The sequence below is a fragment of the Limosilactobacillus portuensis genome (assembly GCF_028607025.1).
Lineage (GTDB): Bacteria > Bacillota > Bacilli > Lactobacillales > Lactobacillaceae > Limosilactobacillus > Limosilactobacillus portuensis.
In genome coordinates this window covers 942,639-966,462 of sequence record NZ_CP117296.1, presented here as the reverse complement: position 1 = coordinate 966,462, position 23,824 = coordinate 942,639, and the positions used below count along the sequence as shown (strand labels likewise).

Genomic DNA, 23,824 nt, shown 5'->3' with positions numbered 1-23,824 from the left:
TTCCTCCTAGTTAACAAAAAAGCGGTGGTAAATTGCGCGAACTGCAACATCAGCATCTTGGTTATAGGTCCCAATCATAATTGCGATTCGGGAAGCTCCCATATTAATCATTGGTACTGCAATATGTTTTTCAGCGATGGGATTCAAAATATCATTAATAACGCCAGTCCGGTTACGCATTCCTTCGCCGACAACCATCGTAATCGCGTAATTATCAATCCATTCCAAACGATCAGGATTAATTTCTTCCTGAATTTCGTTACAGATAATATCAACTAGCTCATCATCAAGTTCCTTTTTATCGAAAATGATTGTAATATCATCAATCCCGGATGGCATGTGTTCATATGAAACGTCATGCCGAGCGAGGATTTCCAGAATGCGTAAGGTAAACCCAGATTCCTTGTTTAGCAGATATTTATGTAAGTATAAAGCCGCAAAGTGCTTTCCACTAACAACCCCCGTAATAATATCAGTTGGCTGGAACGAATGATCAGGAACAATTAGGGTCCCCGGTTTTTCTGGGTTATTAGTATTTTTAACGTTGATTGGAACATTTCCTTGGATTGCTGGAATTAACGCTTCATCATGGAAGACAGAGAAGCCCGCATAGGAAAGCTCTCTCATTTCGCGGTAGGTCATTCTTGTGATTGGTTGCGGATCTTTAACTACATTTGGGTTAGCAGAGTAGATTGCGTCAACATCAGTAAAGTTCTCATACATTTCAGCATGTAGTCCCCGTGCAAGAATCGCTCCGGTAATATCAGAACCACCTCGAGAGAAGGTTGCAATGTGACCGGCAAGCGTGATTCCGTAAAAACCAGGGAAAACAATAATGTCGTGCTTGCTGAATGAGAAGTTGGCTAACCGCGCATAAGTTTCCGGAATCACAGTAGCATTATTTGGTGTTCCAGCAACCTTTAAGCCAACTTCTTCAGGAGTGACGAAGCGGGAAGGGTATCCAAGACGGTTAAGAACCAATGACATTAATTCGGCATTTAATCGTTCACCGTGAGCCTTAAACGCGGCCAGTAGGTAATTATTATTCGGGTAGTCCCCATTAGGTAAATTAGCAAGGCGATCAGCCAGCGGTTGCATTTGACCACTAGGTAAATCAAAGTAGTCCGCAATTGCTTGGTAGCGACTAAGAATATTCTTCCGAACGACCATTGCTTCTTGCTCATCATTCCTAATAATCGCGTGCGCATATTTAATCAGGAGATCAGTTACTTTAATATCATCAGCGGTTCTCTTCCCAGGGGCTGAAGTAACCACTATTCGCCGTTCAGGATCACCCGTAATAATCTTAATTGCGTGTTCATAGCTGGCCCCATCAGCTAATGAACTACCGCCAAACTTAACTACTTTCATTCTCAATTCTCCTTCTTGCATGAGAATCCCACGCAAACTTTTTAATCGAATTTTAACATTGATTGATAAATATGCAAGAGAAAAATTTAGAGTGCGAGCCGTGACGGACTAGCAATCGAGTACTAAGGAATCCCGGACGATGATTGGTTTGCAATCAAGGGCGGGATAGTTAGACGGAGATTGCGGTCACGGCGAGCAGATCTTAACTATGTAACAGCTAAAAAACTTGGACGATGCACGTTCCGACTTGGTAAAAGTAGAAACTTGGGCGAACACCTTTTAGCTTAATTGCATTAGAACATTAACCCCATAAAGAGATCAAAAAAAGACTAGGCTGAAATCAACCTAGTCATAATATGGTTGCCGGGCAACATTGCCATAACGTGTTCACTGTGACTTGCTAGAACTAACGATTCTAGGCGGCAGAGTCATAATGTGCTCGCTGGTGCCTTACTAGGACTAGCAAACTCCTTCCGAGGCGCAAGTCGCCTTCGTCAGGAGAAATTGCTAGCCTTCTGTAAGGCATTTACCCAGCTCGCACTTTCCTCTACTTCATATTCGTTATTGCAAAGAACAGAATAAAGATAACGAAGAGGGCGTACATCATTGGGGAGACGTCCTTATGGTGCTTAGAAGCAATCATGGTGATTGGGTAAGCGATCATTCCAAGGGCTAAACCATCGGAAATGGAGTAGGTTAATGGCATTCCGACCACAACAAGGAAGGCAGGAAAGGCCACTTCAAAGCGATCCCAGTTAATGTACTTCAGGTTATTTGCCATTAGGACTCCGACAATAATTAATGCTGGTGCAGTGACCGTTGTTGGAATTACTGCTAACAGGGGACTAAAGATCATGGAGATCAAGAATAGAATACCGACAAAGACGGCGGTTAAACCAGTTCGACCACCCATGGCAATTCCGGCACTGGATTCAACGGAAGTTCCTAGTGGTGCGGTACCACAAATTGCCCCTTCAACCATGGCAAGGGAGTCAGAGAGGAAGGCCTTACCAATTCGGGGGATCTTACCATTCTTGTCAACCATGCCAGCTTGTTGAGTCATCCCAATTAGTGTTCCGGCAGTATCGAAGAAAGTAACTAACAGGAAGGTGAGGACAACCATGAATAGTTGTGGTGTATTAATGTCCTTTAAGTGGAAGATGGCGTGACCAAATGTCGGGGCCATACTTGGTGCTGTTGAGATGATTCCATGAGGTAGTGGGATTTGACCGATGCACATCCCAAAGATAGCGGTAATGATCATTCCAATAAAAATTGACCCCGGTACTCGAGCAGCCATCAGGATCACGGTTAAGATTAAGCCAAATAGGGTTAACCAGACATCTGGGTTACCAAATGAACCAAGACCAACCAGGGATGATGAGTTGTTAACAATTAATTTCCCGTTCTGTAAACCAATGAAGGCAATAAATAACCCAATTCCGCAGAGATCGCGTATTTGATGTCTTTTGGAATTGCATCAACCACTTTTTCCCGCAATTTCAAGATTGTAATTAAGATAAACAGGAATGAGGCCACGAGGACACTGGCTAAGGCTGTTTGCCAATTAATGTGCATCCCAATAACTACATTGTAAGTAAAGAAAGCGGCACTTCCCAGCGTTGGCGCTAAAGCAATTGGGTAGTTAGCAATTAGTCCCATTAGGAAACAACCAACCGCCGTTGCGACTGCGGTAACCGTAAAGGCTGCCCCTTTATTAATCCCTGCCGCGTGCAGGATGTTCGGGTTAACAAATAGAATATATGACAGACTCACGAAAGTCGTCAGGGCAGCGATTAATTCAGCCTTGACGGTGGTATGAGCGTCACTTAAATGAAAGATCCGTTCTAACACGATCAATTCTCCTCTTCTTAAAACAAATTTAAAAACTTATTCCTACTAGAATATCACAGAATCCTGCCTAATGATTGCCGAACTTGAAGATTGACTAAATATGAAAGAAATATTCAATTGAGAACGAAACTTAATTAAATAAATATGAGAAAATTTAATGTTTCCGTTGACATTCTAATCTAATAACTTTATTATATTTATAAATCGAAGAGGCGCGGCCAACACCAGTAATCAATTTTAGCCTGCCAAGCAATGAGAATTGATGAACAGGGCGGTCGCCGAAGTACTTAACTTGGCACGGTTAAGGCACTGGGGCGTGGCTGAATAAGTTACGGACTGTCGTGGGACAATATCAGCCCACGTTGCGCTATCGACAAAACGGATAAAATGCATCCACTGTTTGTCTTCGCGCAGACAGTGGATTTTTTTATCACTTTGTTTTCCCCGAATGAGTAATGGAGGAATAAGTATGAACCAACAAATTACTGCTGACCAATTGAATGACGCGGGACACCTGATGATTGGTGGTTGTGATTCAATTGAACTAGCTCAGGAATATGGAACGCCATTAGTTGTTTATGACGTTTCCCAAATCCGGCAGCAAATTCGTAGCTTTCGGCGAGTATTTGATGCTAACCACGTTAACTATGCAGTTAGTTATGCAAGTAAGGCCTTTGCCGCAATTGCAATGTATCAGGTTGCTGCAGCCGAAGGAGCCCACGTTGATGTTGTTTCCGCTGGGGAACTTTATACAGCAATTAAGGCTGACTTCCCGATGGAACGGGTAAGTTTCCATGGTAATAATAAGTCGCGTGAAGAACTGGAAATGGCAATCGACCACCATGTTGGGACAATCATGATTGATAACTTCCATGAGATTGAATTATTAGCCGCGGTACTTGAAGAACGAAATGCATCCGTTGATGTAATGCTAAGAATCACTCCCGGGATTTCAGCTCATACAAATAAATACATCCAAACTGGGCAAGTTGATAGCAAATTTGGCTTCGATCTTCAATCTGATCAAGCAGATGAAGCATTGCAAAAGGTTCTGGCTAATCCGCGAATGAAGATGCGTGGTCTTCATGCTCATATTGGTTCACAAATCTTTGAACTAGCAGGCTTTGAAGGCGTGGCAAAGAAGTTAGTTGAAGTTGCTGCTCATTGGCGAGATGCATTTGGCTATGAAGCACAGGTAATTAACGTTGGTGGTGGTTTTGGGATTCGTTATGTCGCTGCTGACCACCCTCTCAAACCCGAAGAATTCGTTGATGCCATCATTAAGGCAATTAAAAAGGAAACTGTTGCAAAAGGACTCTCGATGCCGGCAATTTGGATTGAACCAGGACGGTCAATTGTTGGACCAGCGGGATATAACCTCTATACGGTTGGTTCCCGTAAGGATGTACCGGGTTTGAAACCATACGTCATGGTTGACGGGGGGATGGGTGACAATATTCGGCCAGCGCTCTATCAAGCCGAATACGAAACCGTTCTGGCAAGTAATCCGCAAGCACCGATCAAGGAACATGTCCGTCTTGCCGGAAAGTACTGTGAGTCTGGTGATATTTTAGCCCAAGATCAAGGCCTACCGGAAACTCAACCAGGTGACGTTCTTGCCATGCTTGATACTGGTGCTTATGGTTATTCAATGGCTTCAAATTATAACCGTAATCCCCGTCCAGCAGTTGTCTTTGCTGAAGACGGCAACGCCCAGCTTGTGATTGAGCGGGAGTCCTTAGCTGACTTGGTTCACTTGGATCGTAAATATCAACAATAATGACTAATAAATAATAGGAAGAAAGAGGTAACAACAATGGCTGAATTAGATGCACAAGCGATTATTAACTACATTGGCAATGCTCCCAAGAAGACGCCCGTAAAGGTTTATTTAAAAGGAAACTTAAGCGAAATTAACTTTCCAGAAGAAGTTCAATCATTTGTTGACAATCATACCGGTGTAATCTTTGGTGATTGGTCGGTGGTTGAACCATTATTGAAAGAAAATGCTGATTTGATTGCTGATTACCATATTGAAAATGATTGTCGTAATTCGGCAGTTCCCTTGCTTGATTTAAAGGGAATTAATGCTCGGATTGAACCAGGAGCAATCATTCGTGACAAGGTTTTAATTGGGAACAATGCCGTTGTCATGATGGGAGCAACAATTAATATTGGTGCTGAAATTGGTGATGACACGATGATTGATATGGGGGCAATCCTTGGTGGCCGAGCAATTGTCGGTAAGCATTGTCATATCGGTGCGGGAACCGTCCTTGCCGGAGTTGTCGAACCTGCTTCAGCCCAACCAGTGCTGATTGACGATAACGTATTAATCGGTGCTAATGCCGTGGTTATTGAAGGAGTTCATGTTGGTGAAGGCGCCGTTGTGGCTGCGGGAGCAATTGTTACCCATGACGTTGAGCCACATATAATGGTTGCCGGGGTCCCAGCTAAGTTTGTCAAAAAGGTTGATGCTAAGACTGAAAGTAAGACCGGCTTAGAAGACGACTTGCGGAAGTTATAGGAGCGCAAAATGTTAAGCGAAAGTGATTTAATTAAGATTCGGCGTCATCTTCATCAAATTCCGGAATTAGCACTTCAGGAGACCAAAACTCACCAGTTCCTTTTAGAAACGGTGAAGGCGATGAATCAGAAATTCTTAGAGATTCGTAATCCAGATGAACTGCCAACTTCAATGATGGTGTTAGTTCACGGCTTTGATCCGCAACGGACAATCGGGTACCGGACAGATATCGATGCTTTACCGGTAGAAGAACAGACTGGTTTGCCGTATTCTTCTCAGCACCCGGGCGTGATGCACGCTTGTGGTCATGATATTCACATGACTGTGGCATTAGGAGTCCTTTCCTACTTTAGTGAACACCAACCCAAGGACAACCTTCTCTTTTTCTTCCAACCAGCAGAAGAAAGCGAGAGCGGTGGTAAGCAATCATATGAACTAGGGTTATTTCATGGTCGTTGGCGTCCTGACGAATTTTATGGCTTACACGATAATCCTGATTTGCCTGCTGGGGCAATTGGTTGTCGAATGGGAACCTTATTTGCGGGAACAACTGAAGTGAACATTGATTTAACCGGAAAGGGTGGTCATGCCGCTTACCCGCAAGACGCCAACGATACGATTGTCGCGGCGGCAATGCTGATTAGTCAGGTGCAAACGATAATCTCACGGAGTATAGACCCAATTCAAAGCGGGGTAATTACTTTAGGAAAGATTGATGGCGGAACGATCAGAAACGTGATTGCTGGTCATACCCGAATCGAAGGGACGATCCGCGGGCTAACCCAAAAGATGATCGAAACGATTGATCAGCGGTTAAAAGATATTTGTGAAGGAATTGGCCGAAGTTACAACATGACGGTTAACCTTGAATTAAACCAGGGTGGCTATTGGCCAGTTGAGAATAACCCTGAATTGACCAAGCGTTTTATCTCATACATGAAGTCAACGCCTAATGTAAACTTTATTGAAACCGCACCGGCAATGACCGGAGAAGATTTTGGCTTTCTTTTGGCAAAGTTTCCGGGAACAATGTTTTGGTTGGGAGTCGATGATGATTCACAATTGCATTCAGCAACCTTAAAGCCAAAGGAAGAAGCCATCCAGCACGGTGTTGACGCAATTACAGGTTTCTTGGAATATCGGATGACAGAATAATTGGAGGAAGAGAATATGACAACATTAGCAAATGCAGATTTATTAACAGCGATTGTAACGCCTTTTAATAGTGATAACGAGATCGACTTTAACGCGTTAGAAAAGTTAACCAACTCATTGATTGACCGTGGTTGTAACGGCTTTGTCATCGGTGGAACTACTGGTGAAACTCCGGAACTAACCCATGATGAGAAGATTGCTTTATATACCCGGTTTGGGGAAATCGTTGATGGTCGGGTTCCTGTAATCGCTGGTACAGGAAGTAATAATCCTCAAGAAACAATTGCCCTCACTAATGAAGTTGGCCAAATTAACGGGATTGACTACGCTTTAGTAGTAGTACCACCTTACAACAAGCCAAACCAACGGGGGATGCTTGCCCACTTTAAGACGGTAGCAGACAACGTGAACTTGCCAATTATTATCTACAATATTCCAGGACGGACCGGCTCAAAGATGGCTCCAGAAACTGTCGTTGAACTTTCCCAACACCCAAATATCGCTGGAATTAAGCAGTGTGCACCACTAGAAGATATGGAATACATCATTGAACATAAGGCGGATGATTTCCTTGTCTTTACCGGTGAAGATGCCCAAGCATTGACTTCACGAGTATTAGGCGCTAATGGGGTTGTTTCAGTCGCTTCACATATTTATGTTAAGGAAATGCGGCAAATGTTCGATGCCCTTTACCGTGGCGATTACAAGCTTGCCGGAAAGCTTCAGCGGTGGTTAACTCCACGGATGGCAGCATGCTTCATGTTCCCATCCCCATCTCCAGTCAAGACCGTTCTGAATGCCCAAGGCTTTAATGCTGGTGACTGCCGTCTGCCAATTCTTTCCCTTAATAAGGAAGAACAAACTCAGCTTGAACAAGCACTCGACTTACCAGCAGATTCCTTAGAAAATAAGACACTTCCGTTAGACTTATAAAATAGAGGAGAGATCGCTAATGGCAAACGTATTAATCGCAGGAGCAACTGGTGCAATGGGTCAAAAAGCGGTTGACCTGGTTAACTCAATGCCGGACATGGAAATCACCGCTGTTTTAGCACCGCACCTGGATGCAGCTGACCGTGAGCAATATCATTTGGGCGAGGGCGTCAAGGTGTTTAATTCGTTAACGGATGTTGATCCAACAGTAGCGGATATCTGGCTTGACTTTACAGTGCCAAGCGTCGTTTACGAGAACGTTAAGTATGCGTTGAATAATGGTTTATTGCCAGTTGTTGGGACCACCGGCTTGACTGATGAGCAAGAACAAGAACTGATTGAACTGAGCGAAAGCAAGCACCTTGGTGGCTTAATTGCACCAAACTTCGGGATGTCAGCGGTTCTTTTAATGAAGTTTGCCCAAGAAGCAGCAAAGTACTTCCCGGATGTAGAAGTGATTGAAATGCACCATGCAGATAAAAAGGATGCACCATCTGGGACTGCTTTAAGCACGGCAAAGTTAATTGATCAGGTTCGTGAGCCGCACGAAAGTAATCCTGATGAAACCGAGTCCTTGGCTGGTGTTCGTGGTGGTGACTACCACGGAATTAAGATTCATTCTGTCCGTCTTCCCGGTTACATCGCTCATGAGCAGGTCCTCTTTGGTGGTGCTGGGGAAGCCTTGACAATTCGTCAGGACTCATTTGACCGCCAATCCTTTATGAGCGGGGTTAAAGTTGCTTTAGAGAAGGTAGGTGACTTAGATCACCTCGTCGTTGGTCTCGAAAAGATCTTGTAGGAGGAATTTGAAATGCCAAAGTTAGATCAACAACTAGAACAGGTTGTCAATCAGCGGGTTGCTGAATTACCGCCTGCACAGATTCGAGCATTTGATGATGAAATTTCCGCGGTTCCAGGAATTGTTAAGTTAACTTTAGGCGAACCTGACTTTGATGTTCCCGACCACGTTAAGCAAGTAGCTATCAATAGTATTAAGGACAATGACTCCCACTATTCAGCAAGTCGGGGCACTTTACCATTACGCAAGGCGATTAGTGACTACTTAATGAAGACTCGGTCAGTTCACTATGATCCAGAAGGAGAAATTATTGTCACGGTGGGGGCAACTGAAGCAATTACGGCAACAACATTTGCCCTGTTAAATCCTGGGGATGAGGTTATTATTCCGACACCAATCTTCTCCCTCTATTTCCCGAGCGTTTCGCTTACGGGAGCAACGCCAGTCAAGGTTGATACCTCAAATGATGGGTTCTTGCTAACTGTGGAACGATTAGAAAAGGTCTTAAAGCGTGAGGGCAGTATGGTTAAAGCAATCATTCTTAACTACCCGAATAATCCGACCGGCCGATGCTATTCCCGAGATGAACTAGTTTCGCTGGCAAAGGTAATTAAGGAACATCACCTGCTAGCGATTGTCGACGAGATTTATAGTGAATTGATTTATGATCAACTGTTTACCTCGTTAGCAACGCTCCTTCCTGAACAGACGATTCTCATTAGTGGCTTGTCAAAGTCCCATGCAATGACGGGCTGGCGATTAGGCTATGTAGCAGCTCCGCAAGACGCAATCAACCAAATTTCAAAGATGCATTCGTTTATGGTAACGGCACCGAATGATACTGCCCAGGCGGCAGCGCTTGAAGCTCTGACTAACGGTGCTGCTGATCCAGTTGAATTTAAGCAGCATTACCAAAAACGGCGGGATCGTTTGGCAGCGGCAATGAAGAAGCTGGGCTTTGAAATTGCGGTACCAGATGGTGCTTTCTATATCTTTGCGAAGATTCCGGAAGCGTTTGGTAATGATGATTTCAAGTTTGCTCGTCAGTTAGCCCATGAAGCTAAGGTCGGGGTAATTCCTGGTCAAGCATTTGGCCCTGGTGGTGAAGGACACATTCGTCTTTCCTACGCCGCTTCGGACGACAATATTGAAACAGTAATTCGCCGGTTAGGCTCCTTTATGGAACAGTTAAATTAAAGTAAGAAGGAATTTATGATGAGTGAAAAATTAAAAGTGGGAATTATCGGGGCAACGGGAATGGTTGGTCAGCGTTATGTTACCCTGCTTGCCAACCATCCCTGGTTCGAAGTGACAACGGTTGCTGCTAGTAAGCACAGTGCTGGAAAAACGTATGGTGAAGCCGTTAGCGGTCGCTGGAAGATGGGAGAAACGCCAATTCCGGATGCGGTTAAGAATTTGCCAGTGCTTGATGCCGAAGATGTTGATGCGGTTGCTTCACAAGTTGACTTTATTTTTTCAGCAATTAACTTGGATAAGGCAGATACTCGGAAGCTGGAAGATGAGTATGCTAAGCATGAAACTCCAGTAGTTTCGAATAATAGCGCTCACCGGTGGACTCCTGATGTTCCGATGGTGGTTCCGGAAATTAACCCCGATCACATTGAAATCATTAAAGCACAACGGGAACGGTTAGGGACGCAGCGGGGGTTTGTTGCCGTTAAGCCAAACTGCTCCATTCAAAGTTACACCCCTGCAATTGCTGCTTGGCAAAAGTTTGAACCAACCCAAGTACTGGCATGTACCTATCAAGCAATTTCCGGTGCTGGAAAAACTCTTGAGACTGCTCCTGAAATTCAAAATAACGTTATCCCATACATTCCAGGTGAAGAAGCTAAGTCTGAAGATGAACCACTAAAAATCTTTGGCCATCTCGATCCAGAAAAGAAGGAAATCGTAAAGGCACAGTCTCCAGTAATTACGAGTCAATGCTTACGGGTTCCTGTACTCTATGGGCATACTGTTGCCACCTTTATTAACTTCAAACAAAATCCAAGCAAGGAAGAATTGATTGAAGCCTTGGAAGAATACAGTGGTGTTCCACAAGAATTAAAATTACCAAGTGCACCACATCAATTTATTCAATACTTAAACGATGATGATCGTCCGCAAGTCCGCTATGACGTCAACTTTGAACACGGCATGGGAATTTCAATCGGTCGGCTTCGTCCTGACAAGATTTTTGATTGGAAGTTTGTTGGCTTATCCCATAACACTGCCCGGGGAGCTGCTGGTGGCGCAATTGAACTAGCCGAACTTTTGGCAGCTAAGGGTTACCTTGAACCTCGTGATTAGTAATATTTAAAAATGAAAAGCGATTCAGAAAATTTCTGAACCGCTTTTATTTTTTAAATGGTTTTAGTTACTAACGAGTAACTGACTGAAGAGTCTTAACAACAGCATCCTTTTCAGCTTGAACCAGTTTAACCTTACTTTCGATTACGCTAATATCCATGGTGATTTCACGAGTTAATCCTGGAGTGTCAATCTTTGGTTCAAAGAACTGCTTGAATTCAGCTAGTCGGGCTGGAGTATGGAATACGTTCGCGGTTACGGTGATGTAGGTTGCAAATTCCATATCACCACCGACGGTCTTTTCAAGCCAGTCCCAATCATTACGGATCCAATCCCAGGCAGCTTGTTGACCGGCATTGTTTGCAAGAACGTTGCGGTACCAGCCACGAAGGTCTTGGGGCTTAATTGTATCAGCGTTTTCAAATTCATTAATTAGTTCGGTGATTAATGAATTATCTGGAGTGCTAGTAATTGCACCGTTTAAGTCACCTTTATAACTAGCATCGGTTGTCTCCCGGTAATCTTCAAGCAATTCGTTGAAGAGTTCCTTGCTTCCGTAATGCTTAACTTCATTCCGCAATACTAGTGGTCGAATATCAGCAGGGAGCTTTTCTAACCGATGATGGTTGTTAGTAAAGATTTCATGAGCAGCCTTAATTGCTTCTGGATTTTCTGCATAGAGAGCAGCGCCCAAGACGATTGGCCGCGTCAATTGATCATCATTTGATTCACCAGCTTGCGGTTTCCAGCCAAGTCGACTAACCTGCTTAGCACTTAATTGGTTCACAAATTTCTTTAATGCACTTTCCTCTGCGCTACCGGGAGTTACGAATTGCTTTAACTTATTCACAATTGCATAAAGTGCGGTATTAACGATTTCGGAATGACTATCGGCAAAGCGTGGCAGGAGCGGAATGATGTCCGCGTAGGATAATTGTTGACCATCGGCTAAGAGCCGGAAATCTTGAAGTAGTTGTCGTTGATCAATCGCGGTTAACTCATCGAGATGATCAAGGATGTCATTCATCAAAGTTTGGTCGTACTTAACAATAAAGTGTGAATTGTTGCCAATATTGAGCCTGAATGGCTTCCCTTCTTGCTGGTGTAATTCTTGATAGTCACCAAGGTTAATGGTCTGTTCCTTCATAATTTGCGGTGCTTCCTTATAGTTAGCATTTAATGGAATTTGCCATAACCGACCAGTATCATGACCATCACCAATAAAGAACTGTTGTTGACTTAATTGAAGCTGCCCATCAACCACTTTTGCCTCAATAACTGGGTAACCAGGTTGTTCAAGCCATGACTTCATGATGGCACCGATATCAAGGTTAGCGGCTTTACCAAGAGCGTCCCAGAGATCCGCTCCAGTTGCATTATGGTACTGATGAGCTTCAAAGTAGTTCTTCAGCCCTTCACGTAAAGCATCATCGCCAATTAATGCGCGAACCATTACCAGCATCCGTGCACCCTTCGCATAGACAATTGCGCCATCAAACAGGGCATCAATTTCAGCCGGATTGTTAACTTGAACGTGGACTGATTGGACACCATCAGTGGCATCCCGTTGTAAAGCTATTGGTGCTTCAGAAGTTTGGAACAATTCCCAAATCTTCCATTCAGGATGAATTGCGTCTACCGCAACGTATTCCATCATGTTAGCGAAACTTTCGTTAAGCCAGAGATCATCCCACCACTTCATTGTGACCAGATCACCAAACCATTGGTGAGCCAACTCATGAGTAATAACAGTGGCAACAAGGCGCTTCATATCTAATGAAGTATTGTCTGGATCGAGAAGGAGGTACGCTTCCCGGTATGTTACCAATCCCCAGTTTTCCATTGCCCCGGCAGAAAAGTCAGGGAGCGCTAGTTGCCATGAGTGGGGAAGCGGGTACGGAGTTTGGTAGAACTTTTCGTAGAATTCAATTGCTTTTTTCGCAATTTCAAGAGCAAAGTCCAATTCTTTTAGTTGGTGAGCCTTAGTAGCAAAGACACCGACCTCAACACCGCTTTCAGTAGTTGTCTTCTTGGATTGAAGTTCACCAAAAGCAAAGGCGACTAGGTAAGTCGACATCCGAACGGTTTGCTGGAAGTAGTGTACTCCAGCTGAAACGTGATCTTCTGGCATGTTAGCGATGATTGTTTCTCCTGGATGTTCATCGAATTTAATTGCTAAACTAAAAGTAGCCTTGGCTTCAGGCTCATCAACACAAGGGAACGCTTGACGAGCAAAGGTAGTCTCAAATTGGGTTCCGATGATTTGCTTCTTTTCACCGTTAACCTTGTAGTATGAAGGGTAGATCCCCATCATTGTATCTGTTAATGGTGCAGAGTAATTAATTGTTAAGGTAACTTCTCCGGTTTCCGGTACGGTAATATTTACCGTTTCATCATCGTTATTTACTGTGAAGGGAACATCTTCACCAGCAATTTGGACGGATGAGATTGTGAGGAATTTTTGGTTAACACTGATTTGGGGTTCACTTGCATTTCCCGTAATGGTTGTGTTACCAGTGATGGTTTTCTTTTCCCGATCGATATCAATAAAGACATCGTAGTGGGAAGGTTGAAACTTTTCATAAAGATGTTTAATTGTCGACATAAATTCACCAGTCCTTTACTTAACTGCTTTAACAAATTCTTTTACCATTATACCGTAACTTGGTTCTTAGCTGAATAAGACAGCATTTTAGCCTAAAATTTGCTATAATAGTGGGCGATTTCATTCAAGTTGTTGGAGAGCTTGATTGGCTAGATGGTGGGCACCGTGATTTTCGCGCTCACTAATCCACTGGGTAACCACCGTTGTAAATTGGCTAAGAAGCTGATTTAACTGTTTTAATTGCGATTGGTAATGTTTAGTATAATTTTTACCAATCGCATCGCTTAATAACCGACTATCGGTATAAAATAAAACTGTTTCCTGATGGTCATAATGGTCAACTAGGTACTGAAAACCAGCAATCGCTGCCGCAAATTCACCCTCGTGGTTTGTTGCGGACTCAAGAGTTTGTGAGAGTTGTTGCTGTTGGTGCTGATTAATAATTAGGATTCCAAGTCCTGTTGGTCCGGGATTACCCTTGGTTGCGGCATCTGTATATATTTTTAGCATAAAATTAATTCACCCCAATTGAAAGGAAAACTTTACTTTATGGAAGAAGAAACTCGTTATTTTTATCAACCTAACCTTACTACGACAATCATTAGCTGGTGCTGGACATTCTTGATTTTTATCGCTGGTCTAGTTGTCTGGCTTGAGATTACTCACTTCCAGTGGTTAACAGCCCTTCTTTTTTTACTTTTTATTATTGTAACGCTTTTGGGAATTTTTCGGCGGACCGTGCTAATTACTCCAAGTAAAATGGTCTTTAGCAGAGTTTTGCAAAAAGACTATTTAGTAATTCCATTAGCTGATATTCGTCAGCCACGGTTCACTAAACATACGGTTAGTTTTACTGTAAATGGGGAAGTATTTAACTTTGCCTTTTCAAATAAGGCTATTCGGCGACTGAAACTGGCGTTGAGCAACTTAAAGGAGGAACAGTAGGGATGATCTTTTTTAGTTACCTCTTATTGATCCTTGCTTTAATCTGTCTTGATCAATGGCTGAAAATTTGGGTCAGCACTAATATTGCGTTGAATCACAGTCAACACTTTATTCCTGGGATTATGGATTTAACTAACCTCCATAACTATGGAGCTGCTTGGAGTATGTTTCAGGGTCAGCAATTATTTTTCAGCATTGTAACGGTTGTTGTAATTGTGGGAATTGGATACTGTTTTTGGCGCTTTCGTCAACGTCACCAGATTTTACTATGTTTGAGTCTAATTTTGGCAGGGGCAATTGGCAACTTTATTGACCGCTTGCTTCAAGGCTATGTCGTTGATATGTTTGAATTTTTACCAGTTAATTTCCCGGTGTTTAATATTGCGGATATGTGCCTAACGATTGGGGTAATTATGCTGATTATTATTGTGCTTCGTGAGGATGATGAAAAGTGACAGATGAGTTGAAGTTAACGATTGATTCAGCAATGACTGGGCGAATTGATAAGGAGCTTGCCCACCATCTAACCGATATCTCCCGTTCACAACTCCAAAAGTGGATCGAGGACGGTAACGTTACCGTCAACGGTGAGACCGTTAAGCCAAAGTACAAGCTTGCTGTTGGCGACGAGGTTGTTGTTCAGCCGGAAAAGCCACAGAAAATTGACTTAGAGCCAGAAAATATTCCCTTAGACATTGTGTATGAGGATGATGACGTGATTGTCGTTAATAAGCCACAGGGGATGGTAGTTCACCCGGCTCCAGGGCATCCCAACCATACCCTAGTTAACGCTCTTCTTTACCATTCGCCATTGTCGACAATTAACGGCGAGTTTCGTCCAGGAATTGTTCACCGAATTGATAAGGACACTTCTGGGTTATTAATGATTGCTAAAAATGATCTCGCCCACCGCTCATTAGCTGCTCAGCTAAAAGCAAAGACTAATGAACGGGAATACGTCGCCCTGGTTCATGGTGTGATTAAGGAAGAGCGTGGAATGATTGATGCGCCGCTTGGTCGATCAAAGAAGGATCGGAAAAAGCAGGCAGTGGTTGAAGATGGTCGGCACGCGGTAACCCATTTTAAGGTTTTAGAACGTTTTCAGCACTATACGTTGGTCAGCTGCCAGTTAGAAACGGGACGCACACACCAGATTCGTGTTCACATGAAGTATATTGGGCACCCACTAGCAGGCGATCCACTATATGGACCACGGAAAACACTGCCTGGCAATGGTCAATATCTCCATGCACGATTGCTGGGGTTTAAACACCCTCGTACTGGTAAGCAAATGACTTTTACGTCGCCGTTACCAGAATACTTCCAAAAAATGATCGATCATTTGGAGAAAACGGATCGACCTTCATAGTGAATTGGTAAACGTCTAGCAAACTATTTTTAAAATTTGCTAGGCTTTTTATTTAATAGCTCTTTGAAACATTTCCGATCATTTATATAATAGTTAAGGAAACAAATGCGGTGAAAAAAGGAGTGAGCACTGTGGCAGCACGCTACCTAATTTTTGAAGACGGAACCATCTTTAAAGGTGATGGATTTGGCTCACCAGCAGTAACCTTTGGTGAAGTAGTTTTTAATACAAGCATGACGGGTTATCAGGAAATTATTACTAACCAGATTTACGATAATCAAATTGTAACCTTTACCCAACCGAATATTGGCGGTTACGGGATCCAACGGAATATTTATGAATCAATTGTCCCGACTATTAAGGGGGTAATTGTTTGCTCGTTATCGAATGTAGCAACCGATAATATCCGTCGATTAACCCTGGATCAATATTTAAACCAAATGAATATTCCGGGAATTACTAATATTGATACTCGGGCAATCACCCATAAACTTCGTGATGCTGGCAAACCATTAAAGGTAAGTATCGTTCCGGTCCCCGATGATCATGCCTTTGATCAGCTTCACGCGACCGTTTTGACAAATCAGCAGGTCGCTCAGGTTTCAACGCCTAAACCATACCCTAATCCTGGAGTTGGAATGAGTGTGGTTGTGGTTGATTTTGGCTTAAAGAACGGGATCCTTCGGGAGCTGAGTCGGCGAAAGTGCAATGTCACTGTTCTGCCATATAACGCGACTGCTGACGAAATTTTACGGCTTGATCCTGACGGGGTAGTTCTTTCAAGTGGTCCTGGCGATCCGCATTATGTGAAGTCAGCGGTCCTAGAAATGATCCGAAAAGTTCAGGAACAAGTACCGCTTTTCGGAATTGGCCTTGGCCATGAACTATTTGCGTTGGCTAATGGCGCTCAGGTAATGCCGCTTGGTGTTGAGCATCACGGGATGAATCACCCAATTAAGGAAATCATTACTGATCACATCGTTTATGCGAACCAATCAGAGGGTTATACAGTTGATTGGAGTACAGTCGATCGGTCAAAATTATTCGTTACGTATACTGATATGATTGACAGTAGCGTCCAGGGATTGCGTCATCGGCAGTTTCCAGCTTTCTCCGTCCAATTCTTTCCGGATGGTGCACCAGGACCAGATGAAACAGATGGCTTATTTGATGAATTTATTGACACGATGAAGCGGAAGGAGGAACGACGGTAGTGACAAATAAAAAATCAATTTTGATTATTGGTGCTGGTCCGAACAATATTCAGCATGGGGATGAAGTTGATTCCGCAACTTATCAGCTAGCAACCTACCTTCGTCGAGCTGGTGTTACCACTATCTTAGCGGACAATAACCCATTTTCTTATAGCCTGAATGATTCTTCCGTGATCGATCATTCATTAATTGGACCATTGACCGTTAACCATTTGATTGAATTGATCGAAAAATACCAACCACGGGCAATCCTGCCGACATTAGGTAATCGGCAAGCTTTTCTTCTTACGCAGGAGTTGCTTGAAAAGGGAATTTTGCGAAAAAAAGAGATTGAACTTCTTGGAGTACCGGAAGCAACCGTGCGTCAAGTGAATAACCCAGTGTTACTTGAGCGAACTCTCCGTCAAATGGGTGCGCCGATGAAGAAAATCGTTACGGTTAATAATTATCCTGATGCATTAGAAGAAGCCCAACGACTCGGTTATCCGGTAATTATTCGCTCTGTCTTACCTAAAATTACAAGTACCAGGCAGATCGTTCATGATCAAAGTGAGTTAGCCGCTGCTGTCAGCAAGTGTCTCAGTCAATCGCGAGCAGAACAGGTTTACGTTCAGCAAAGTCTTGCTGGCTATAAGGAAATTGAAGTGGTTGTTCAGCGTGATCGATCCGGAACAATGATGATGCTCGGGATGGTTGAGGATATGGATCCGATTGGGATTCATGCTGGTGATTCGATTGCCTTTAATCCCGTGCAGACGCTCCTTGACCGCCAAATCCAGGATATGCAGGATACTGCATTTGCGATTACCCGAAAATTACGGATTGTTGGCGTTAATCACGTTCAATTTGCCCTAGATCCAGTTAATGATAATTTTTATGTCATTAAGAGTAGTCCATATTTCGACCGGATGGTTTCCTTTGTCGCCCAGTCAACTGGCTATCCAGTAGCAATGGTGAGCGCCCAGTTATATTTAGGCAAAACATTGCGGGAGATTGATTTAGGTCCGGGATTTGCTAAACATGCGGCCTTAATTGAACCGGCAATGGATCATATTGCGGCACGGGTACCCGTTTGGGGATTTAGTCCGGAACAAGCGCAAAAGCAATTATTGGGGACTGAAAAGAAGTCTGTCGGGACGGTTTTTGGAATTGGCAGAAGCCCAGCGGAAGCGTTATTTAAGGCGATTGAATCGCGGTATCATGAACCAACTGACTTTCACCTCCAATCGCAGGCAAAGTTATCTGATGATGAATTAGTTGATCGACTAGTCCATCCGCATGCTGAACGACTATTTTCTCTTTTGGAAGCGATGCAACGTGGCTATACCGCCTACGAACTAGTTGAAATGACTAAGATCGATCCCTTTTATTTTGATCAACTAGCAAAGATAAAGGAACTTATAACCGAATTGATTGAACATCCAGGAAAAGAGCCGGTTTTAGCTAAGGCTAAGCACAACGGATTAAGCAACCAGTTAATTGCTAAGCTCTGGGAAACGACTCCTAAACAGATTTACCAAATGATGCAGGATCATAATCTTACAGTGAAGTATAAGGAAGTTGAACCATCTGCTGGTGAATTTGATCAACATACCCAGACGTTTTATTCGGCCTATGAGGATGAAAATGAAGCATTAACATTGCCACAACCAAGTGCTTTATTTATCGGCACGGGTGGCTTACGACTGGGACTTAGTAATGCTGGGGACTTTTTTGTTGCTTCTATGATGATGCAGCTTCACCGACAGAATTTCCACACAATTATTATGAATTGTAATCCAAGTTCTGTGACCCTTAACACATTAATTGCCGATAAGCGGTATATTGAACCCGCATCAGCTGAGAATGTTCTTTCGGTTGTTGAGATCGATCAGCCACAGTTAATTTTCATTCCCGCTAGTTACACTAATCTCTTAGAGACGTTAAAACAATATGATTTGCAAAGCAAAGTTATTACCTTGCCAGATGACCGTTTAGGCAATTTGCAACCACGCTCTAACCAGTTAGTAGCACTTGATTACCTCTGGGACGGGAAAAATGAAAAGTTTCTCGCTTCAACCGCAGCTTTACAATCTGCCACTAATTTTGATTACGAGATGGTTAATTTACAGTTACCGGCTGCAATTAAAGATGAGGAGTTAAAGAAAATGCAGGCTACTGCTTGTGAGGTAGTTGAGCAGCAGTCGAAGCCAGGCTTTTATCAGGTAATTTTTGAACAAGATGGACTGGAATATAAAGCATTAACAGTTCAATCAATTAGCCTTCCGGAAGTAGCGTTCCTTTCAAAATCACTAGGGATTAACCTTCCAGCGCTTCTGGGAAGAGTTGTTAGTGATCAGAGCTTTAATCTTGCTGATACTGAAATCACGCAACCAACAGGAACCGTGACCTATCGCGCCACTTTTCCAGTTGAGTCGCTCCAGATGAAGCCTCAAGAAATTCTTGGTCCGAATAAGATTATCGGTGCAGAGATCCAATTTATGGATTAAAAAATTACATAATTATAAAAAGTGAGGATTCAAAGACCGGGGTTAACGAGCTTTGAATCCTCATTTTCAATCTAACATTAGATTAATTTTTTAGTTTATGTGGTGTAACATACAATGTTTTCTGACCGGTAAAAATCACAAAACCGGGCTTAGCACCATTTGGTTTATGGAGACGTTTAGCGGGCAGATAATCAACAGGAACGTTATCAGAATCGCGTCCCTTTGAGAAGTAAGCAGCAAGTTGGGCAGCTTCAAGCAGTGTTTGGTCATCCGGATCACTATCACGAATAATGACGTGCGAACCAGGAATATCCTTAACGTGAAGCCAAATATCGTTTTTGTTGGCAATCTTAAAGCTAAGGCGATCGTTTTGCAGGTTATTTTTCCCGACAAGAACGGTTGTCCCGTTGCTAGTATGAAATTCTTCCGGCTTACTTACCCTAACTTTTCGCCGTTTCTTACTTTTCTGTCGTTTTTGTTTAATGTAACCTTGTTGCTGAAGTTCTAAACGAATTTCCTGAATATCAGCTGGTGAAGCAAGGTCAATTTGACTCTCGATATTTGCAAGGTAGCGAATTTCGTCATTGGCAAGTTTCAACTGTTCCTTAACATAATCAACCGACGTCTTTAACTTGTCGTACTTAGTAAAGTACTTTTGGGCGTTTCGTGAAGGGGAAAGCTCTGGATCAAGTTTGATCTTGAGTGGTTTATTATCATCATAAAAGTTCGGCAGGGTAATTTCTGTCATTCCCGCAGTCAGCTTCCCTAAATAAGTTGTCAAAATTTCACCACGAATCCGGTAGTAATCTGCTTTTGCTGCATCCTCAAGTTGCTGGTTGAGCTTCTTGACTTTACGGCGGTCCTTCTTTAGTTCATTATGAAGCACTTTAAGAACCTGACCAGCTAATTCTTTAGACCGGTCCCGTTCTGCTTTTTGTGCATAGAAAGCATCAAGCATTACAGAAAGGATATCATAATGGGTAAGCTGCTCTTCTTTAATGTTGCTTGGTGGAAATGCCGCAAATTGCCGTTTTCCATTATTGTCGTCATAAATCACGGGATCCGGATTTTCAAACCGCTTCAAAAAAGTGTGATAAGTCGTTGGCAAATCGGAACTTGCCTTAAGTTCACGAGCTAGTTCTTGAGCAGACTGGCGACCTAATCCTTGGTAACGTGCTTGAAGTTGCTTAGCCAATTCGCTTTCATCGAGGTCTTCACGAATTAGATCCGTATAGATTTGATTAGGAAGGTATGGATTGACCTTATCTTGTTTCGGTGGCATCACAAAGGTTGCTCCAGGGAGAAGCAGGCGGACACGGTTTTGATCGGAACCAACATGCTTAATTGTATCGATGATTTTATTGGTCTTTTCGTTAACCAATGAAACATTACTGTGCCGGGCCATTATTTCGGTCACCAGGATAAGTCGTTGTTGATCTCCCAATTCATCCCGGGTTTTAAAATTCATTTTAATAATCCGGTCATTATCGACTTGCTCAATCGATTCTAAAATTGCCCCCTCAAGGTATTTACGCATAGTCATTGCAAAATTACTGGGAACTGCGGGATTCTGGTAGGCAATTTGTGTAATTTGCATTCGTGGATATGTCGGGTTGGCTGAAAGAAGCAGAGAGTAATTATGCCGATGTGCGCGGATGGTCATAATTAATTCTGCAGGGTAAGGTTGGTTAACTTTAGCTACTCGTCCAGTCGCTAGGGTCTGATTTAATTCGTGGACGACTGCATGGGTAAAGAAACCATCAAATGTCATTAGTTAGTTCCTCCTTTGTTTTAATTAAACGATTTTTCATAGCGATCACTATTATACCGTTTGTTTTACTAAATGGACAATTCAAAGGATTATTGGTTTCTGTACAGTGATGTGGTATTCTATATCTATTACGATGTTGTTAAAATACCTATATTATGCAATTATTCTTTAATCATTAATAACAACATTCCAATGGAGGTAGTATTAATGAAAATAGCTGTTGTAACTGACAGTACCTGCTATCTTTCTGAAGAGGAGATCGCAGCCAATAATATTCATGTGGTACCAATCCCGTTCATCCTCAATGGTAAGACTTACCGTGAAGGTGTTGATATCACCACCGAGGAATTTTATGATCAATTAAAGACGGCTAGTACTTTCCCCAGTACTTCTCAGCCCTCAATTGGTGAGATGATGGAACTTTACCAGAAACTTGCTGACGATGGCTATGATGTTGCGATTAGTATTCACCTTACAAAGACTATTTCAGGATTTCTCAACAATATTACTCAGCTTGCAGAACAAATGAAAGATACAATTAAGATTGTTCCCTTTGATTCTGGAATCACGGTTAAGTTAATGGGATACCTTGCAATTGAAGCTTCACGATTGGCTAAGCAAGGAGCGGACGTTGACGAAATTATAAAGAAACTAACCGAGTTACGGGATACGTTCCATGATGTCTTTGTTGTTGATGACCTGCAAAACTTAGTGCGTGGGGGACGATTATCAAACGCATCCGCCTTTGTTGGATCGATTTTAAGGATTAAACCGTTGCTTTCTTTTGATAATCCTAACCATGATATTGAAGCCTTTGAAAAGGTTCGGTCAATGAAGAAGGCAAAGGCCCGGTGTGAACAGCTTTTCAATGAGTCGATTGAAAAACTCGATTATCCTGTACGGGCAATTGTTTTTCATGCTAATGCTAGAGAAGCAGGAGAAAAATGGTTGACCAAGTTACAGGAAGAACATCCTGATATTAAATTTGAATTGTCTTACTTTGGCCCGGTAATTGGTGTTCATTTGGGTCAGGGAGCATTAGCACTTGCTTGGCTGCAAGATACAGAAAAGAAGCCTTTATCATGATGAAGAGAGTTCGTTTATTTCACGTTATCGTTTGGCTAATTATCCTACTAGCGATTTGTCTGTTGTCACCGCTAAACCTTCATGGCGTATTGCCGAGCGGAACAGTTATTGCTCCGGTGACCTCTTTGCTAGCAATTGCAACGATCCCATTGTTAGGAATGTTGAATTCCGCTTTGTTAATGGTCGTTTCCCAATTAATTTTGTTAGGGTTCAACCAAAGTGACTGGTTAACTGTAGTGGTCACTGCTTTAGCTACTCTTTTTAGTGGCTGGGTAGTTAGGTGGCAACAGGCGACTTCGCAAGAATTACGTCATCAACAAATGATTACTATTGGAATTAGCAGTGGATTGATCATTCTTGTGTTGCTAGAACTTGCCTTCTTAATTGTCGGTTGGCGATTAACTGGCAGTAGCAATGGAATGATTGAAATTGCTCGATTAGCATTACCCACTTCTTTGCTAACGGGGCTTTGCTACGCATTCTTGGTTCCACCAATTAGTATTCTATTATTACGTCTCGGGAAGAAATGGTTGCCTAGTTCAACAAACCATGAGTCTTCAAACGATTCGGTAATTATTGACATGGGTAAAAAACAGAAGAAAAAAGATCAGGATAATCAAAAATAAAAACATCTCTGTAATTAACAATTGTGTTAACTACAGGGATGTTTTTTATGCTTTAGCGTCCCATTCTTGATGAAATTCATGAAGAAAATCAAGCATTACTTGTTGTCGGTGTTCGGCAATGGTGCGTGCAGTCGGCGTAAAAAGTTTGTCTTTTAATCCAAGAAGCTTTTCATCAAAATGATTAATAATTGTCTCGTCGTCAAGATTGCGATATTCTTGTTTACTCATCTTTTCCCGTGGCTTGATTTTCGGGTCATAAATAGTCTCGCCATGAGCACCGCCATAATAGATTGCACGGGTGATTCCAATTGCCCCGATTGCATCTAACCAGTCAGCATCCCGGACAATTTGGGCTGTTTTGCTAAGCTGAATCTGATGTCCCTCCAGTGTATGAGCAAACGAGATGTTATCAATTGTTTCCATCACGGTATCCACGTACTCGGTTGTCATTTCGATTTTTTGAAGAAATTCCTTGACCTCATTTTGAGCAGCGGTAACACTATCAACAATCTTTTCGTCTACAGTATCGTGAAGATAAGCTGCTACTTGGGGGAGGAAGGGATCGTAATCCTCACCGGCAGCAATTCGGGCAGCGTTTTTTACAACTCGATTAATATGGTCCATCCCGTGACCAGTCCGATCATTGGCGAGTTTATTAACCGTAAATTGCTTAACTGCCGCTAGTTGTTGTTCTTGATTCATCAAATCAATCCTTTCCAGTATTTTAATTTAGTATAATTGATATAATCAGGAGTGTTTGGAGGAAA

The 23,824-nt window shown here is 42.7% G+C and carries 19 protein-coding genes, 1 pseudogene and 1 riboswitch; of the genes and pseudogenes, 14 read left to right on the top strand and 6 right to left on the bottom strand.

What is annotated here, in order from left to right; all coding sequences use genetic code 11:
- Window positions 1-6 precede the first annotated feature (6 nt).
- A complete protein-coding gene (locus tag PRK60_RS04890) occupies window positions 7-1,371 on the bottom strand; it encodes an aspartate kinase (protein WP_148444637.1) in 1,365 nt (454 codons plus the stop codon).
- Between the two features lie 547 nt (window positions 1,372-1,918).
- Window positions 1,919-3,225 (bottom strand): annotated as a pseudogene (locus PRK60_RS04885) (NCS2 family permease).
- A 199-nt stretch (window positions 3,226-3,424) separates the two neighbouring features.
- Window positions 3,425-3,604: riboswitch (Lysine riboswitch) on the top strand.
- A gap of 90 nt (window positions 3,605-3,694) precedes the next feature.
- Here PRK60_RS04885 and lysA point away from each other — a divergent pair.
- From lysA to asd, 7 genes are read left to right on the top strand one after another with little or no spacing between them, the layout of a single operon-like run.
- Complete coding sequence (gene lysA / locus PRK60_RS04880) at window positions 3,695-5,005, top strand: diaminopimelate decarboxylase (RefSeq protein ID WP_273646417.1); 1,311 nt, start codon at window positions 3,695-3,697, stop codon at window positions 5,003-5,005.
- Window positions 5,006-5,041: 36 nt separating this feature from the next.
- Window positions 5,042-5,752 carry a 2,3,4,5-tetrahydropyridine-2,6-dicarboxylate N-acetyltransferase gene (gene dapD, locus PRK60_RS04875; RefSeq protein WP_273646416.1) on the top strand — a complete coding sequence of 237 codons (711 nt, stop codon included), beginning with the start codon at window positions 5,042-5,044 and terminating at the stop codon, window positions 5,750-5,752.
- A gap of 9 nt (window positions 5,753-5,761) precedes the next feature.
- The gene (locus PRK60_RS04870) at window positions 5,762-6,907 is read left to right on the top strand and encodes an N-acetyldiaminopimelate deacetylase (protein ID WP_102169332.1); all 1,146 of its coding nucleotides are present in this window, start codon (window positions 5,762-5,764) and stop codon (window positions 6,905-6,907) included.
- Window positions 6,908-6,922: 15 nt separating this feature from the next.
- Window positions 6,923-7,840 carry a 4-hydroxy-tetrahydrodipicolinate synthase gene (gene dapA / locus PRK60_RS04865; RefSeq protein ID WP_102169333.1) on the top strand — a complete coding sequence of 306 codons (918 nt, stop codon included), beginning with the start codon at window positions 6,923-6,925 and terminating at the stop codon, window positions 7,838-7,840.
- 19 nt (window positions 7,841-7,859) lie between these two features.
- Complete coding sequence (gene dapB / locus PRK60_RS04860; protein WP_273646415.1) at window positions 7,860-8,639, top strand: 4-hydroxy-tetrahydrodipicolinate reductase; 780 nt, start codon at window positions 7,860-7,862, stop codon at window positions 8,637-8,639.
- A gap of 12 nt (window positions 8,640-8,651) precedes the next feature.
- Window positions 8,652-9,836, top strand: a complete 1,185-nt coding sequence (locus tag PRK60_RS04855) for an aminotransferase class I/II-fold pyridoxal phosphate-dependent enzyme (protein ID WP_273646414.1) — start codon at window positions 8,652-8,654, stop codon at window positions 9,834-9,836.
- A gap of 18 nt (window positions 9,837-9,854) precedes the next feature.
- Window positions 9,855-10,952, top strand: a complete 1,098-nt coding sequence (gene asd / locus PRK60_RS04850) for an aspartate-semialdehyde dehydrogenase (RefSeq protein ID WP_102169335.1) — start codon at window positions 9,855-9,857, stop codon at window positions 10,950-10,952.
- Window positions 10,953-11,022: 70 nt separating this feature from the next.
- On the opposite strand, the gene PRK60_RS04845 is transcribed toward asd, so the two are convergent.
- Window positions 11,023-13,557, bottom strand: coding sequence for a M1 family metallopeptidase (locus tag PRK60_RS04845; protein ID WP_273646413.1), 2,535 nt, complete (start codon window positions 13,555-13,557; stop codon window positions 11,023-11,025).
- A 120-nt stretch (window positions 13,558-13,677) separates the two neighbouring features.
- Entirely contained in the window at window positions 13,678-14,067 is a 390-nt protein-coding gene (locus PRK60_RS04840) for a ribonuclease HI family protein (RefSeq protein WP_102169337.1), read from the bottom strand.
- A 39-nt stretch (window positions 14,068-14,106) separates the two neighbouring features.
- On the opposite strand from PRK60_RS04840, the gene PRK60_RS04835 reads away from it, so the two are divergent.
- The 5 genes from PRK60_RS04835 to PRK60_RS04815 all read left to right on the top strand — a co-directional run bounded on the left by PRK60_RS04835 (window position 14,107) and on the right by PRK60_RS04815 (window position 19,574).
- Window positions 14,107-14,502 (top strand): EbsA family protein, encoded by a 396-nt coding sequence (locus PRK60_RS04835; RefSeq protein ID WP_102169338.1) that lies wholly within the window; start codon window positions 14,107-14,109, stop codon window positions 14,500-14,502.
- A 2-nt stretch (window positions 14,503-14,504) separates the two neighbouring features.
- Complete coding sequence (gene lspA / locus PRK60_RS04830) at window positions 14,505-14,957, top strand: signal peptidase II (RefSeq protein ID WP_102169339.1); 453 nt, start codon at window positions 14,505-14,507, stop codon at window positions 14,955-14,957.
- A complete protein-coding gene (locus PRK60_RS04825; RefSeq protein WP_273646412.1) occupies window positions 14,954-15,871 on the top strand; it encodes an RluA family pseudouridine synthase in 918 nt (305 codons plus the stop codon). Before lspA ends, PRK60_RS04825 begins: the two co-directional genes overlap by 4 nt.
- Window positions 15,872-16,002: 131 nt before the next feature.
- Window positions 16,003-17,085 (top strand): carbamoyl phosphate synthase small subunit, encoded by a 1,083-nt coding sequence (locus tag PRK60_RS04820; protein ID WP_273646435.1) that lies wholly within the window; start codon window positions 16,003-16,005, stop codon window positions 17,083-17,085.
- Window positions 17,085-19,574 (top strand): ATP-binding protein, encoded by a 2,490-nt coding sequence (locus PRK60_RS04815; RefSeq protein WP_273646411.1) that lies wholly within the window; start codon window positions 17,085-17,087, stop codon window positions 19,572-19,574. Before PRK60_RS04820 ends, PRK60_RS04815 begins: the two co-directional genes overlap by 1 nt.
- 82 nt (window positions 19,575-19,656) lie before the next feature.
- Here the strand turns inward: PRK60_RS04815 and PRK60_RS04810 are convergent, their stop codons facing one another.
- Window positions 19,657-21,345: an NFACT RNA binding domain-containing protein gene (locus PRK60_RS04810; RefSeq protein ID WP_102169343.1), complete on the bottom strand. Its 1,689-nt coding sequence runs from the start codon at window positions 21,343-21,345 to the stop codon at window positions 19,657-19,659.
- Between the two features lie 207 nt (window positions 21,346-21,552).
- On the opposite strand from PRK60_RS04810, the gene PRK60_RS04805 reads away from it, so the two are divergent.
- A complete protein-coding gene (locus tag PRK60_RS04805; protein WP_273646410.1) occupies window positions 21,553-22,431 on the top strand; it encodes a DegV family protein in 879 nt (292 codons plus the stop codon).
- Window positions 22,428-23,057 (top strand): hypothetical protein, encoded by a 630-nt coding sequence (locus PRK60_RS04800; RefSeq protein ID WP_273646409.1) that lies wholly within the window; start codon window positions 22,428-22,430, stop codon window positions 23,055-23,057. The genes PRK60_RS04805 and PRK60_RS04800 overlap by 4 nt, the downstream gene beginning before the upstream one ends.
- A 45-nt stretch (window positions 23,058-23,102) precedes the next feature.
- Here the strand turns inward: PRK60_RS04800 and PRK60_RS04795 are convergent, their stop codons facing one another.
- Window positions 23,103-23,759, bottom strand: a complete 657-nt coding sequence (locus PRK60_RS04795) for an HD domain-containing protein (RefSeq protein WP_102169346.1) — start codon at window positions 23,757-23,759, stop codon at window positions 23,103-23,105.
- Window positions 23,760-23,824 lie beyond the last annotated feature (65 nt).

What these genes read in the sequence shown, in the direction of transcription:
- PRK60_RS04890 (WP_148444637.1), bottom strand. Translation starts at nt 1,371, where the DNA reads ATGAAAGTAGTTAAGTTTGGCGGTAGTTCATTAGCTGATGGGGCCAGC.
- lysA (WP_273646417.1), top strand. Translation starts at nt 3,695, where the DNA reads ATGAACCAACAAATTACTGCTGACCAATTGAATGACGCGGGACACCTG.
- dapD (WP_273646416.1), top strand. Translation starts at nt 5,042, where the DNA reads ATGGCTGAATTAGATGCACAAGCGATTATTAACTACATTGGCAATGCT.
- PRK60_RS04870 (WP_102169332.1), top strand. Translation starts at nt 5,762, where the DNA reads ATGTTAAGCGAAAGTGATTTAATTAAGATTCGGCGTCATCTTCATCAA.
- dapA (WP_102169333.1), top strand. Translation starts at nt 6,923, where the DNA reads ATGACAACATTAGCAAATGCAGATTTATTAACAGCGATTGTAACGCCT.
- dapB (WP_273646415.1), top strand. Translation starts at nt 7,860, where the DNA reads ATGGCAAACGTATTAATCGCAGGAGCAACTGGTGCAATGGGTCAAAAA.
- PRK60_RS04855 (WP_273646414.1), top strand. Translation starts at nt 8,652, where the DNA reads ATGCCAAAGTTAGATCAACAACTAGAACAGGTTGTCAATCAGCGGGTT.
- asd (WP_102169335.1), top strand. Translation starts at nt 9,855, where the DNA reads ATGAGTGAAAAATTAAAAGTGGGAATTATCGGGGCAACGGGAATGGTT.
- PRK60_RS04845 (WP_273646413.1), bottom strand. Translation starts at nt 13,557, where the DNA reads ATGTCGACAATTAAACATCTTTATGAAAAGTTTCAACCTTCCCACTAC.
- PRK60_RS04840 (WP_102169337.1), bottom strand. Translation starts at nt 14,067, where the DNA reads ATGCTAAAAATATATACAGATGCCGCAACCAAGGGTAATCCCGGACCA.
- PRK60_RS04835 (WP_102169338.1), top strand. Translation starts at nt 14,107, where the DNA reads ATGGAAGAAGAAACTCGTTATTTTTATCAACCTAACCTTACTACGACA.
- lspA (WP_102169339.1), top strand. Translation starts at nt 14,505, where the DNA reads ATGATCTTTTTTAGTTACCTCTTATTGATCCTTGCTTTAATCTGTCTT.
- PRK60_RS04810 (WP_102169343.1), bottom strand. Translation starts at nt 21,345, where the DNA reads ATGACATTTGATGGTTTCTTTACCCATGCAGTCGTCCACGAATTAAAT.
- PRK60_RS04805 (WP_273646410.1), top strand. Translation starts at nt 21,553, where the DNA reads ATGAAAATAGCTGTTGTAACTGACAGTACCTGCTATCTTTCTGAAGAG.
- PRK60_RS04800 (WP_273646409.1), top strand. Translation starts at nt 22,428, where the DNA reads ATGATGAAGAGAGTTCGTTTATTTCACGTTATCGTTTGGCTAATTATC.
- PRK60_RS04795 (WP_102169346.1), bottom strand. Translation starts at nt 23,759, where the DNA reads ATGAATCAAGAACAACAACTAGCGGCAGTTAAGCAATTTACGGTTAAT.